The sequence below is a fragment of the Arthrobacter sp. SPG23 genome (assembly GCF_000876655.1).
Lineage (GTDB): Bacteria > Actinomycetota > Actinomycetes > Actinomycetales > Micrococcaceae > Arthrobacter.
This window is the reverse complement of the sequence record NZ_JYCN01000009.1, coordinates 130,168-143,917: the sequence shown is the minus strand read 5'-3', so window position 1 is coordinate 143,917 and position 13,750 is coordinate 130,168. Positions and strand designations below refer to the sequence as shown.

Genomic DNA, 13,750 nt, shown 5'->3' with positions numbered 1-13,750 from the left:
CCGCCCGCTTGGCACGGTCCGGCCGGCGGCGCTCAGCTTCGCACCGCCGTCGAGTCGTCCGCCGCATCAGCCAGGGCCGCCTCCGCGTCCTCGCCCGCAAACTGGGACATGTACAGCCGGTAGTAGGCGCCCTTGTTTTCCAGCAGGTCGTGGTGGTTGCCCTGTTCCACGATCCGTCCGGCTTCCATCACCAGGATGGTGTCGGCGTCGCGGATGGTGGAGAGCCGGTGCGCAATCACAAAGCTGGTGCGGTCCGTCCGCAGGGCCGCCATGGCCTTCTGGACCAGGACTTCCGTGCGCGTGTCCACCGAACTGGTGGCCTCGTCCAGGATGAGCAGGGAGGGGTTGGCCACAAAAGCCCGTGCGATGGTGATGAGCTGCTTCTCGCCAGCGCTGACGTTATTGCCTTCCTCATCGATGACCGTGTTGTAGCCCTCCGGCAGTGCCCGGACGAAGCGGTCCACGAACGTGGCCCGGGCCGCCTCCATGACCTGGTCCTCGGTGGCGTTGAGGTTTCCATATTTGATGTTGTCGTAGATGCTGCCGCCGAACAGCCAGGCGTCCTGCAGGACCATGCCCACCTTGGCCCGCAGTTCGGAACGGCTCAGGTGCGTGATGTCCACGCCGTCCAGCGTGATGCTTCCCGACGTGAGTTCGTAGAACCGCATCACCAGGTTGACCAGCGTGGTCTTGCCTGCGCCGGTGGGGCCGACGATCGCCACGGTATGCCCCGGCTCGGCGGTGAAGGAAAGGTCCTCGATCAGGGGCTTGTCCGCCGAATAGCTGAAGGTCACATGCTTGAACTCCACGTGGCCGTCGGTCTTGGCGGGCAGGTGCTCGGTGGCAGTTTCGGCATCCTGTTCCTCCGCGTCCAGGAATTCGAAGACACGCTCCGCCGAGGCAACGCCGGACTGCAGCATGTTGGCCATGCCCGCCATCTGTCCCAGCGGCTGCGTGAATTCGCGGGAGTACTGGATGAAGGCGGTGGCATCGCCCAGGCTCATGCCGCCGGAAGCCACCCGCAACCCGCCCACCACTGCGATGCCCACGTAGCTGAGGTAGGAGAGGAACTGCATGACCGGCATGATCATGCCGGAGACGAACTGGGCTCCGAAGCTGGCCTTGTAGAGGGCTTCGTTCCGTTCGTCGAAGCGTTCCAGCATGTCCGCGTCACGGCCGAAGACGCGCACGAGGTCGTGGCCGGAGAATGATTCCTCGATCTGGCCGTTGAGCTGGCCGGTATTTTTCCATTGCGCGGCAAACAGCTTCTGGCTTCGCGAGCCGATGATGCCGGCGGCCACGCCGGACAGCGGGAGGGCTACCAGGGCGATCAGGGCCAGCTGCCACGACACGATGAACATCATGATCACGATGCCGATCACTGTCAGCGCGGAACTGAGCAGCTGCGCGAAGGCCTGCTGCAGCGCCTGCTGGATGTTGTCGACGTCGTTGGTGACACGGGAGAGCGTGTCGCCGCGCTGGCGGGTGTCGAAGTAGTTCAACGGCAGCCGGTTGAGCTTTTTCTCGGTATCGTCACGCAATTTCCGGACAACGCGCATCACCAGCACGTTCAGGACGTAGCCCTGCAGCCAGGTGAAAATGTTCGCCACGAAGTACATCACCAGCACCACGCTGATGAGGAACGACAACTTCTGGAAGTCGATTCCGACACCCGGAACGAGTTCCATCTTGGCGATCATGTCCGCGAAGTTGTTCTCACCCTGGGCCCGCAGCCCGGCAACGAACTGGTCCTTGCTGACGCCGGCGGGCAGCTGCTTTCCCACCACTCCCCCGAAGATGACGTCCATGGCCTGCCCCAGGATCTTGGGGGCGATGACGTTGAGGACGACGGCGACTGTCACCATGGCCAGCACAACGGCAATACCGGCTGACTCGGGCTTCAGCAAACCCATCAGGCGCTTGGCGGACGGCCAGAAATGCTCCGCCTTCTTCGCGGGCGCCCCGCCGAACATGTCGCCGTCGGCCTCCGTGGGCTTGTACTCCTCTTCGTAGAAGTCGTCGTCTTCCGCGGGAACCGGTTCCTGGCCGGCGGCGAGTCTTTCGTTGGTGCTCATGCCACTTCCTCCGCGGTCAGCTGCGACTCGACGATTTCCTGGTAGGTGGTGGAACTCAGCAGCAGTTCCTCGTGTGTTCCCCGGTCCACGATCCTGCCGTTGTCCAGCACCAGGATCTGGTCGGCGTCGGCAATCGTGGACACCCGCTGACCCACGATGATGACCGTGGCATCCGCGGTCTTTGCCTTGAGCGCACGGCGCAGCCTGGCATCCGTTGCGACGTCCAACGCCGAGAAGGAGTCATCGAACAGGTACACCTTGGGCCGGGTTACCAGGGCCCTGGCGATGCACAGGCGCTGGCGCTGGCCGCCCGACACGTTGGTGCCGCCCTGGGCGATCCGGGAACCGAGACCGTTCTTCTTTTCCCGGACGAAGTCAGCCGCCTGGGCCACCGTGAGGGCATCCCACAGTTCCTGGTCCGTGGCCTCCGTCTTGCCGAAGCGCAGGTTGTGCTCGATGGTCCCGGAGAAGAGGTAGGGCCGCTGCGGCACCATGGCCACCCGGCCGGTGATTTCGGAGCGTTCGAGGTCGGTGATGGAAACGCCGTCGAGCAGGACCTCACCGGACGCGACGTCGTAAAGCCGCGGCAGCAGTGACAGCAGGCTGGTCTTGCCGGCGCCGGTTGACCCGACGATGGCCACGGTCTGGCCGGGCTCGGCGGTGAAGCTGATGTTGCTCAGGACAGGTTCTTCGGCCCCCGGGTAGGCGAATGAGACGTTGCGGTACTCCACGCGTCCGGTCCGCTGGGCGGGCGCCACCGGCGCCGCCGGTTCGTGGATGGAGGGCTCGACGTCGAGCACCTCACCAATGCGGTCCGCACAGACTGAGGCCCGCGGAATCATCATGGCCATGAACGTCCCCATCATGACCGCCATGAGGATCTGCAGCAGGTACTGCAGGAAGGCGGTGAGGGAGCCCACCTGCATCTCCCCGGCATCCACGCGCTGGCCGCCGAACCACAGCACGGCGGCCGTGGAGACGTGGAGGATCATGCCGATGGCGGGGAACATCAGGACGAACAGTGCGCCAATCTTCAGGGAGACGTCGGTGAGTTCGCGGTTCGCGTCGCCAAAACGCTGGGACTCGTGCGGTTCGCGGACGAAGGCGCGGACCACGCGGATGCCGATGATCTGCTCGCGGAGGATGCCGTTGATGCGGTCGATTTTTGTCTGCATCGAGCGGAAAAGCGGCATGAGCCGGACCACGAGGTATCCCACCACCGCAATCAGCACCGGAACGGAAACCCACACCAGCCAGGACAGGCTCAGGTCCTCGCGCAACGCCATGACGATGCCGCCGATGCACATGATGGGCGTGGCCACCATGAAGTTCAGCCCCATCAGCACGAGCATTTGCACCTGCTGGACATCGTTGGTGCCACGCGTGATCAGCGTGGGTGCGCCGAACACATTGACGTCCTTGGCGGAAAAGCTTGTCACCTTGCGGAAGACGCCGCGCCGCAGGTCCCGGCCAAACGCCATGGCAGCCTTGGAACCGAAGTACACGCCGGCGACGGCGGTGGCTACCTGGACCAGCGCGACCCCAAGCATGAGCCCGCCCGTTCTCCAGATGTAGTCGGTGTCTCCGCGGGAGACTCCCTCGTCGATGATTTGTGCGTTCAGGCTGGGAAGGTAGAGGGCCGCGATGGTTGATGCCAGCTGGAAAAGAATGACTGCCGCGATATACGGCAAATACGGCTTGGAGTAGCGCCGTATGAGGGTGACAAGCATGCCCGGGAGTCCTTTGGGAAGAGCGCGAAGTGAGTGCAGGAAAGTAATACCAGCAGGGGCTGACACTCTCAGCCTTCCCACTCTACGAAATCCGTTGCCTGTGCGAAACAACGCCCCGCAAATATCATCCGAACGGCGTAGCGCCCTTGGGGAAAAAAAGCTCCCCACGTGTCCCTTGTTACGGGTGAAACGGGTGTTGCCCCTCGGTTCCAAGGGGCCCGGCTGTGAAAAACGGGTACCCAGTCAAGTACCGGCTACTCGCGACTACTCCAGTGTCCGGGGCCTAGCGTGAAGAGGTCAGTTAGTTGACAACTCTGCAGGAGAGTCGCAGGTGATCTGGGCATCTACGAACAACGGACGGCTCCTCCGTGTGCCTCCCGTTCCCGCAGTCTGGTCAGTCCCCAATGATCCAGATGGAGAATCCCATGAAGAGAATCCTCGCAACTGCCGGAATCGCAGGCATTGCATTAGTAGGCGTCACAGCTCCGGCTAATGCCGGCGGCGACAAGGGCGATCACGGCGACAAGAAAGTCAGCATTTGCCACGCCACGGGCTCGGAATCGAACCCGTACGTTCACATCACGGTCAGCGAAAATGCGGTGAACGGCAATGGCGGCCATGCCTCGCATGAGGGCGACATGATTCCGGCACCGGCGTCCGGCTGTCCCAGTGGAGAAGGACACGGCGGAGGCGGTGGCGGCAAGGATGATGATGACGATTGGGGCCACGGCCCGGACAAGATCACCATCTGCCACGCCACGGGATCTGAAAAGAACCCGTACGTTGTGATCACCATTCCGGAAAAGGCCTGGTGGAACGGCCACAAGGACGGACACAACGGCCGCGCCGACATCTACCCGGTCCCGGCCGGTGGTTGCGTCGCAGAAGAAGAGAAAGAAGAGGAAGAAAAACCCCCGGTGGTCGTCCCGCCGGTCGTCACTCCGCCGGAGGTAACTCCCCCGGCAGTGGTACCGCCTGCGGTGACTCCACCGGCCGTTACTCCGCCGGCACAGACTCCTGCGGGAGCGGGAGCAGGAGCCGCAGCGGCACCAGTCGGCGCGGCGGCCGCAGTAGTACCTGTGGTCAACCGGGGCTTCAACGCCCAGACGGCGGCCGGAAGCCAGCCAGGGACCGGAATGCCGGCCTGGTTCGGCGGCCTGGCGGCGCTCCTGGGGGCAACGGGGCTGATTGCCCTGAGGCAGCGGGGACGCCTGCAGGATGCACCCGGATCCAAGTAAGGTCCGTCCCGCGGCGAGGACGGGCATCCGCCATCACGGTGCGGTGCCCGTCCACACCACATCCTACGGAGGAGTTCCGATGACCTTCCCCGGCCACAAGCCCGCGGCCGTGCCGCCCCTCGGCAGCCGGAGCGCAGCACCGGAAGCGGGCGAGCCCCGCCCCCGCCAGGACGGCGCCTCCGACCAGCCCTGGCTCCAGCGCCTTGCGCGGAAATTGCCGTTCTTGCAGCGCCTGTCTCTCAACCGCGGTGATCGGCTGTTGCTGCTCGCCGGCGTCGTCGCCTTCTTCGCTTTGACGTTCCTGCCGGGAATCGTATCTTCCGGGCACCCCTCCGGAGGGACCGGACTCCACCTGGAAGCTGCCCCGTATTCACGGGCGGCCACCCCCGCTTCCCCTGGCTCTGCCATCCCGCCCGATACCTTCGCCTGGAGCGGCAAGGGCTCGGCGGCGGAGGGCGGCTACGGTTCCAAGGCTGTTGCGCCCGCCGCACAGCAAGCGCCACAGAAAATTCCGAACTACCCGGCCGCCGCCGCCCCCACCAGGATCGTTTATCCGGCCGCCGGGCTGGACGTCACCATCCATCCGCTCACGCCCACGCCGGAGGAACTGGAATCACAGGCAATCGTGCCGCCGATCACCGTGGACGGCTACTGGGTTACGAGCTTCGGCGTTCCCGGCGCCGGGTCCACCAACACCACCTATATCCTCGGCCACAGCTGGGAGGGGCGCGATGCTCCGTTCAACCGGCTCAGCGCCGCGAGCGTCCCGGGGGATGTTTTCGAAGCCACCACAGCCACCGGAACCATGCGTTACCGGGTGGATTCCGTGGACACCTACGTGAAATCGAGCCTGAAGGACAGCCCGATCTGGACCGGCGTTCCCAACCGCCTGGTCCTCATCAGCTGCTACACCGAAGATCCCTGGGGGAAGAACGTGGTGGTGGTGGCCTCTCCGGTCCCGGAGCCCTGACGACGGCGAGGGCGAGGGCGGCACTCAGCCGCCCTCGCCGTCGTACGTTTTGTGTTTAAACGTTTCCCGTGGTTACTCGCTCCGGTGCCGTCCATGCGTTGCGATGTAGTCGGCCGCCGCGCGCTGCAGCTTCCGCTCCTTGGCGAGCTGGCGCCGCAGGGTGGTGAGCTGCTCGCTGATGCGTGCCTGTTCGGCAGCGATTTCCCGCTGTTCCGCCGACTGCTCGTGGACGGCACGCAACGCCTCTGCCAGCTGGAGCTGCTGCTCCGCCAGCAATTGCTGGGTCCGCAGCAGGACGGGCACGACGTCGGCCGCTTCGGGCCGCGGGTCAGCCACCATGGTCCGGGCACGAACCCGGTAACCCTCCCGCGCATTTGCTTCGGCGTCGCCGCCGCGGCTGCCGTCGTGGTCGCCGGGGATGTCCCGGTCCTGCCGTGCCGCGTCCGGGAAGCGTGACTCGTGGGCGCGCTGCCTGCTCAGGACCTCAATGAACTCCCGGTCAAGGTCCACACTGCCGGAGCCGCCGGCGGTGACAGTGGCGTCGCTCGTGGGCTCGGCGCCGTTCGTGGGTTCGGCGCCGTTCGTGGGCTCGGCGCCGTTCCCGGATGCGGCGGGCACGATATCAACTGTGCGGCGCAGCGGCTGTTCCTTGATGAAAAGGATGGCCACAAGGGCGATGATGCCGATGACTGCGGAGATCAGGAAGATCTCGGCTGTCGCGTCGCCGTAGGCCGCCCGCATGATGTCCCGGATCGGGGCGGGCATGTCCTGGAGGTCCATGCTGGCTCCCGCGGATCCGCCGGTGACCGGAATCCCGGCCGCGGCGAGCCCTTCGGTGGCAAGTTCCTTGACGCGGTTGGCCAGCACGGCGCCAAGTACGGATACGCCGATCGCGCCGCCCACTGAACGGAAGAACGCCACGGAGGCACTGGCGGTCCCGATGTCGGAGGCCCGGACGGTGTTCTGCACTGCCAGCACGAGGTTCTGCATCAGCAGCCCGAGCCCGAGGCCCAGGACCGCGGTGTAGAGGCCGGTCAGCCAGAGCTCGGTGGTGTGGTCGATGGTTCCGGCCAGACCCAGGCCGCCGATCAACAGGATGGAGCCCGCGATCAGGTAGCGCTTCCACTTGCCGGTGCGGCTGATCAACTGGCCCGACAGGACCGACCCGAGGAGGTTGCCGGCGATCATGGGCAGCGTCAGGAGGCCGGCTTCGGTGGGGGTGGCGCCGCGGGCAACCTGGAAGTACTGGCCCAGGAATGCTGAGGACCCGAACATGCCGACGCCCACCGCAACGGAAGCCAGGATGGCAAGGGCCGTGGTGCGTTCGCTGACGATCTTGAGCGGGATGATGGGCTGCTCCACCTTGGACTCCACCACCACGAGGAGGGCCAGGAGCAGCACGCCGCCGCCCACCATCGCGGCCGTCTGCCAGGACCACCAGTCGTAGTACTCCGGGTTGCCGGCAAAGGACACCCAGATCAGCAGCAGGCTGACGCCCGCGGTGAGGAGGATGGAGCCCAGCCAGTCGATCTTCGCGTGGCGCTTGACGTGGGGAAGCTTCAGCGTGATCTGCAGCAGGATGAGTGCAATGACGGCCAACGGGACGCAGACGAAGAAGGTCCAGCGCCAGCCGAGCGGGCTGTCCACGATGAATCCACCGAGGAGCGGTCCCCCGGCGGTGCCCACGGCCATCACGCCGCCCATGTAACCGGAGTACTTGCCGCGGTCGCGGGGCGGAATGATGGAGCCGATGATGGCCTGCGCCAGCGCCGTGAGTCCGCCCATGGCGACACCCTGGATAACGCGGGCGGTCAGCAGCAGCGGGATCGTTTCGGACAGGCCCGCCATGACGGAGCCGGCAACGAAAATCACAATGCTCAGCTGGACCAGGAGCTTCTTGTCGAAGAGGTCGGCGAGCTTGCCCCAGATCGGCGTGGTGGCGGCGTTGGCCAGGAGTGCTGCGGTGATCACCCAGGCAAAGTCTGTCTGCGTGCCCTTGAGCTCGGACATGATGGTGGGCAGTGCGTTGGCCACGATGGTGCTGCTGATGATCGCGGTGAAGAACGCGGCCAGCAGGCCGGTGAGGGCCTCCATGATCTGGCGGTGGCTCATCGCAGCTTGCGGCGCCGGTGAATGCGGCTGCCTGGATGACGGTTGTGACGACGGTGACGGGGCCCGGGACGGACCGGTGGCTGTGGCGTGGCTTGCCATGTGCAGCTCCTAAGCGTGAGGAATGATTTCGGTGGATCCGGCCGTCTTTGCCCGGGCTGAGTCCCTGAGGGATCCAGCAAGTTTTTTGAGGATGATCGCGGTCTCTTCGGCGTCGACCTGGCTCCAGTCCTGCAGGTAGCCCTGCAGCGTTGCCGTGCGCTGCTGTTCTATCGCGCGCAGCTTGGCCGCCCCGGCCTCGGACAGCGCCACCAACTGCGCCCGCCCGTCCTCCGGATCAGGGCGCCGGACCACAAGCCCGTGCTCTTCAAGGTCCGCAATATGCCGGCTCAGGACGGGAGCACTGACACCCAGCCTCGCGGCGAGGTGCGTGGCCCTGGACTCCCCCTCCCCCACGAACCGCAGGACGCCTTGCAGCGCCACGCCGGTTTCCTGCCCCCGCATGCTTGCGACGGCGACGCAGCGGACCGCCCGCTGGAGGTCGAAGATCTGGTAGACCAGATCGGCCGCGGTTTCTGGTGCAACTGCCATGCTTGATAACCCCTTTGCTTGCCCAAGGCAACTATATAATGAAATGGTTGCTTTGGGAAACTAAGGAACAAGCGGCCGGGCACTCAGACCCTTAAACGCCAAGCGCGAACGGACACTTGAGGCCCCAAATCCGAGTGGAAATGGGGCCTCAAGTGTCCGTTCGCGCTATGTGGCGGGGTGTGCTGACGGGGCCGTTAGACGTCCAGGTGGGTGGGGCCGAACATCTTCAGCAGGGTTTCGACGACGACGACGTTCGGTCCGTCTGCGGCGAAGCCCGCCTTCAGGGCGTCCCCCACGTCCTCCGGTGCCACCCGGACGGCCGGGACGCCGAAGGCTTCGGCGAGTTTGACGAAGTCGGGGCGGCCCAGTTCGGTGGCAGTGGCCTTGCCGAACGCGCCCACCATGTACTCGCGCAGGATGCCGTACCCGCCGTCGTCCACGATCAGCCAGGTGACCGGCACATTGTGCTGCTTTGCGGTGGCCAGTTCGGAGATGGAATACATGGCGGAACCGTCACCGGAAACCGCCAGGACACGTCCGTGTTTGCCTGCGGTCCCCAGCCCCACCGCCCCGCCGATGGCTGCGGGGAAGCCGAAACCAAGGCCGCCGGCACCCTGGGCGGAGTGGAATTGCCCTTCGCGGGCATCCCAGCAGCTCCAGGCCCAGTACGCGGAAATGGTCATGTCCCAGAAGGTCTGCATGTCCGCGGGTACGGCGTCGCGGATGTCCGCCATGAACCTCAGTTCCTTGCCGAGGTCCTGGGACTCCAGCCTCGCCGCGACCTTGGCCAGGGACTCCTTGACCAGCGCTTCCGGGGTGCTGCCGTGCCAGTCGGCCCTGGTTTCGACAATCTCAACCGTCAGGGCAGCGTCCAGCGCGGCGAGGGCCTGGCCGGCGTCGGCGCGGATGCCCAGGCCGGGCCGGTTGGACTCCAGGACCCGGGGTTCGGCGTCGATCTGGATGATCCGGCCGCGCGGTTCGAACGTGAAGTAGTTGGACGTGACTTCGCCCAGCGAGGACCCGATGACGATCAGCACGTCCGCGTCCTCGAGCAGGTCCGTCATGTACCTGTCCTCGATCCAGGACTGCAGCGAGAGCTCATGGTTCCACGGGAACGCGCCGTTACCGCCGGGCGTGCAGATCACCGGCGCCCGAAGCTTTTCCGCGATGGACAGCAGCGACTTTTCGGCCCGGCCGCGGCGCGTGCCGCCGCCGGCAATAATGGCGGGACGTTCCGCCGTCGACAGCCATTTCACGGCCTCGCGAACAAGCTCCACCCGCGGCGGGTTGTCCGCCGCTTCGGCGAGGGCGTCCTCCACCGGCGGGACCATGATGGGATCCAGCAGCACGTTCTGCGGGATCTCCAGCCAGACGGGCCCCTGCGGCGAGGAAATCGCCTCGGTCCAGGCATCCTGGATGGCCGACGGGATCCCGGAGGCGTGCTGGATCAGGCGCTGGCTCTTGGTGACGTTCGCGGCCGAGGCCTTCTGGTCATCAAGCTGGTGCAGCATGCCCTTGCGGCGGGCACCGAGGCCGTCCAGCGGAATCTGGCTGGCCACTACCACCATGGGCACACCCGTGGCATATGCTTCCTGCAACCCGGCCAGTGACGTCAGAGCGCCCGGACCGGTGGACAGGAACAACACGCCAACCTCACCCGTGGCGCGCGAATATCCGTCGGCGGCAAATGCCGAGTTGTTTTCCACCCGGGAGGACACGAAGTGCAGGTTTCCGCGGCCCATCGCGTCAAACAGGCCGAGGGCGTGCTGGCCCGGAATGCCGAAGACCGTTTTCGCGCCCAGCGCTTCGAGGGTCTCGACGACGAGGTCCCCGCCGTTGCGGACGCCAGTCACGGGGAGACGCCGGTTTCGACGCGCTGGGGAGTGCTCGCGGCGAATCCTGCCTGGCGCCGGGCTTCCTGCCCCAGGGCCTGCGCGGCGTAGCCGTTCGGGGCACCGAACCTGCTGCCCTCGACAGCGGAGTCCGCCATGAGGGTGACAAGTTCGTACGCTACATGGCTGGCCGCGACGCCGGTGATTTCAGCGTGGTCGTAGGCCGGAGCGACTTCCACGATGTCCGCGCCCACGAGGTTCATGCCGCGGAAGCCGCGGATGATCTCCAGCAGCTCCCGGCTGGTGATGCCGCCGGCTTCCGGCGTGCCGGTGCCCGGCGCGTGCGCGGGATCCAGGACGTCGATGTCGACGGAGATGTACAGCGGGCGGTTGCCGATGCGGTCGCGGACCTTGGCCACCGTTTCCAGGACGCCCTGGTAGTAAACGTCCGCGGAGGTGACGATGCCGAAGCCGAAGCGGTGGTCGTCGTCGAGGTCCTTCTTGCCGTAGAGGGGGCCGCGCGTGCCGATGTGGCTGATGGCTTCAGTGTCCAGGATGCCTTCCTCGACGGCGCGCCGGAACGGGGTTCCGTGGGTGTATTCGGCGCCGAAGTAGGTGTCCCAGGTGTCCAGGTGGGCATCGAAGTGCAGCATGGCCACCGGCTCACCGGCGCGCTCTGCAGCGGCCCGCAGCAGCGGCAGCGCAATGGTGTGGTCGCCGCCGAGGGTCACCAGCTTGCTGCCGCCGGCGGTGAGGTCGAGGGCATTCTGCTGGATGGTTTCGATGGCCTCATTGATGTTGAACGGGTTGACGGCCATGTCCCCGGCGTCCGCGACCTGGACGTTTTCGAACGGACTGACATCCCACGCGGGGTTGTAGGGGCGGAGCAGCCGGCTCGCCTCGCGAACATGGTTGGCGCCGAAACGGGCACCAGGGCGGTAGGAAACGCCGGAATCGAAGGGCACTCCCACCACCGTGATGTCCGCCTTGGCCACCTGGTCCAGCCGCGGCAGGCGGGCATAGGTCGCGGCCCCTGCATAGCGGGGAATACGGGATGAATCGATAGGGCCAAGGTTGCCGTTGGCCTCGATGCGCAGCTCTTCCAAAGGAACGCCTCTCCTTCGAGGATGGATCGGTAGTGTGACACCTATCATACACTTCAGTTTCCTGATGTGCATCAAGTGTTTACCAATCCAGCCGCTGCTCAGTCGATGGCGGACGGCCCCCTCTCCCCTGTGCGCACCCGAACAGCGTCGGAAACGGAGATTGTCCAGATCTTGCCGTCACCGAAGCGCCCGGTGTTGGCACCGGCTTCGATGGCCGCCATCACGCCGTCCATGGCCTCTTCAGTAACCAGCACCTCCACGCGCACCTTCGGCAGGAGGTCCGAGTTGTATTCGGTTCCGCGATAGACCTCCACATGGCCGCGCTGCTGGCCGTAGCCGCTTGCCTGGCTCACGGTCATGCCGTTGACCCCGAACCCCTCCAGGGCGGCCCGGACCGTCTCGATCTTTTCCGGCCGGACGATGGCCGTAATGAGTTTCACGTCCGCACCCTGCCCCGCTCAGCCTGGTTCTGCTCCGTTGCGTCCGCGGGGATTTCCGCTGCAGGAGCGTCTGCCGGCCCTGGCTTGCCGTGGTGTTCGCCGGGGTGGAAGGTTCCGCCCACCATCAGTAGTTCGTATGCGGTTTCGGCATGCTCGGTGACGTCGATGCCGGACCGCTCGTTGGCTTCGGACACCCGCATGCCCATCGTCTTGTGGATGGCGTACCCGATCAGCGTGGTCATGATGGCGCTCCAGGCCGTGACGATGAGCGCGGTGAGGATCTGGGGCCAGAATTGCGTCAGGCCCCCGCCGTAGAAGAGCCCGCCCTCGGTCTTGGCGGAGGGAACGGCGAAGAATCCCAGCGAGAGCGTTCCCCAGAGTCCGCCGACAAAGTGCACGGCCACCACGTCAAGGGAGTCGTCGAGGCCGATCCGGAACTTGAGGCCCACCGCGAGCGCACACACCGCGCCGGCCACGGCCCCGATCAGGATTGCCCCAACGGGGTCAACGAAGCCGCAGGCAGGGGTGACGGCAACCAGGCCCGCCACGGCCCCCGACGCGGCACCGAGGGAGGTGGCGTGGCCGTCGCGGAGCCGCTCGACGAGCAGCCAGCCGAGGAGTGCCGCGCTGGTGGCCAGCAGGGTGTTGGTCCAGGCCAGCCCGGCGATGGCATCGGCGGCGAGCTCAGAGCCGGCGTTGAAGCCGAACCAGCCGAACCAGAGAAGCCCTGCACCGAGCATCACGAACGGGAGGTTGTGCGGGCGGATGTTGGGATCCTTCATGAATCCAAGGCGTTTTCCGAGCACGACGGCGAGCATCAGTCCGGCGATGCCGGCGTTCATGTGGACCACCGTTCCGCCGGCGAAGTCGAGCGCGGAGATTTTGCTGCCCACGATGCCCGTGGCACCGAAGAGTCCGCCGCCCCAGACCCAGTGGGCGATCGGGGCGTAGACCAGGGTGACCCACAGGGCGGCGAAAAGCAGCCACGGCCCGAACCTGACCCGCTCGGCCACGGCCCCGCTGATCAGCGCGACGGTGATAATGGCGAAGGTGGCCTGGAACCCGATGAACACCATATCCGGGAGCCCCGGCGCTTTGCCACCGATGCTGCTGGCCAGTCCGCTCAGCCCGGGGTTGGCAAACGGATCCCCGACGAGCCCGGCCATGGTGTCGGGCCCGAAGGCCAGCCCGTAGCCCCACAGCGCCCAGACCACGGCAACAACACCCATGGCGCCGAAGCTCATCATCATGATGTTCAGGACGGATTTCATCCGCACCAGGCCCCCGTAGAAGAAGGCCAGGCCGGGGGTCATCAGCAGGACCAGGGCGGAAGCCGCCAGCATCCAGGCCGTGGCGCCGGGATCGAGCGCTGTGGGATCCACCGCCATTCCCACATTGAGTACAGAGATGTTCATTTCGGGAGCCTTCCTCGAGAAGTGGCGCTCCTGGGCGCCGGCTACGGCGAGACCATTCAAAACGACGGGACAGCTGTTAAAAATCGACGGCCTGCTGGAACTCGCCAGCTGGTCGTTCCCCGAATCCGACGCTACAACCGGGGTGTTTCCGCCGTTGCCGCAATGTTTTTCGGGGAGGTTAAACGGCGGGTCCGGGCATGAATTCCAGGTTTCCGGCAGGTTTCCACAATGTGACGTACATCTC

10 protein-coding genes are annotated in these 13,750 nt (G+C 65.7%); 2 read left to right on the top strand and 8 right to left on the bottom strand.

Annotated elements, in window-relative coordinates:
* Positions 1-32: 32 nt before the first annotated feature.
* Both TV39_RS03985 and TV39_RS03980 read right to left on the bottom strand, forming a co-directional pair.
* On the bottom strand, positions 33-2,075 hold the full coding sequence (locus tag TV39_RS03985) for an ABC transporter ATP-binding protein (RefSeq protein ID WP_043478664.1): 2,043 nt from the start codon (positions 2,073-2,075) through the stop codon (positions 33-35).
* Positions 2,072-3,805, bottom strand: a complete 1,734-nt coding sequence (locus TV39_RS03980; RefSeq protein WP_043478661.1) for an ABC transporter ATP-binding protein — start codon at positions 3,803-3,805, stop codon at positions 2,072-2,074. The genes TV39_RS03985 and TV39_RS03980 overlap by 4 nt, the downstream gene beginning before the upstream one ends.
* 425 nt (positions 3,806-4,230) lie before the next feature.
* On the opposite strand from TV39_RS03980, the gene TV39_RS22205 reads away from it, so the two are divergent.
* Together TV39_RS22205 and TV39_RS03970 are read left to right on the top strand one after the other, a co-directional pair.
* Positions 4,231-5,043 carry a hypothetical protein gene (locus TV39_RS22205; protein WP_052500477.1) on the top strand — a complete coding sequence of 271 codons (813 nt, stop codon included), beginning with the start codon at positions 4,231-4,233 and terminating at the stop codon, positions 5,041-5,043.
* 79 nt (positions 5,044-5,122) lie between these two features.
* Positions 5,123-6,013 (top strand): class F sortase, encoded by an 891-nt coding sequence (locus TV39_RS03970; RefSeq protein ID WP_082049477.1) that lies wholly within the window; start codon positions 5,123-5,125, stop codon positions 6,011-6,013.
* Positions 6,014-6,085: 72 nt separating this feature from the next.
* Here the strand turns inward: TV39_RS03970 and TV39_RS03965 are convergent, their stop codons facing one another.
* The 6 genes from TV39_RS03965 to TV39_RS03940 form a co-directional block, all read right to left on the bottom strand.
* A complete protein-coding gene (locus TV39_RS03965; RefSeq protein WP_043478659.1) occupies positions 6,086-8,125 on the bottom strand; it encodes an MFS transporter in 2,040 nt (679 codons plus the stop codon).
* Between the two features lie 108 nt (positions 8,126-8,233).
* The gene (locus TV39_RS03960) at positions 8,234-8,713 is read right to left on the bottom strand and encodes a MarR family winged helix-turn-helix transcriptional regulator (protein WP_043478656.1); all 480 of its coding nucleotides are present in this window, start codon (positions 8,711-8,713) and stop codon (positions 8,234-8,236) included.
* A 194-nt stretch (positions 8,714-8,907) separates the two neighbouring features.
* Complete coding sequence (locus TV39_RS03955; RefSeq protein WP_043478653.1) at positions 8,908-10,566, bottom strand: thiamine pyrophosphate-binding protein; 1,659 nt, start codon at positions 10,564-10,566, stop codon at positions 8,908-8,910.
* The gene (gene speB / locus TV39_RS03950; protein WP_043478649.1) at positions 10,563-11,651 is read right to left on the bottom strand and encodes an agmatinase; all 1,089 of its coding nucleotides are present in this window, start codon (positions 11,649-11,651) and stop codon (positions 10,563-10,565) included. Before speB ends, TV39_RS03955 begins: the two co-directional genes overlap by 4 nt.
* A 98-nt stretch (positions 11,652-11,749) precedes the next feature.
* Positions 11,750-12,091 (bottom strand): P-II family nitrogen regulator, encoded by a 342-nt coding sequence (locus TV39_RS03945; protein ID WP_043478646.1) that lies wholly within the window; start codon positions 12,089-12,091, stop codon positions 11,750-11,752.
* Complete coding sequence (locus TV39_RS03940) at positions 12,088-13,506, bottom strand: ammonium transporter (RefSeq protein WP_043478643.1); 1,419 nt, start codon at positions 13,504-13,506, stop codon at positions 12,088-12,090. The genes TV39_RS03945 and TV39_RS03940 overlap by 4 nt, the downstream gene beginning before the upstream one ends.
* Between the last annotated feature and the right edge of the window lie 244 nt (positions 13,507-13,750).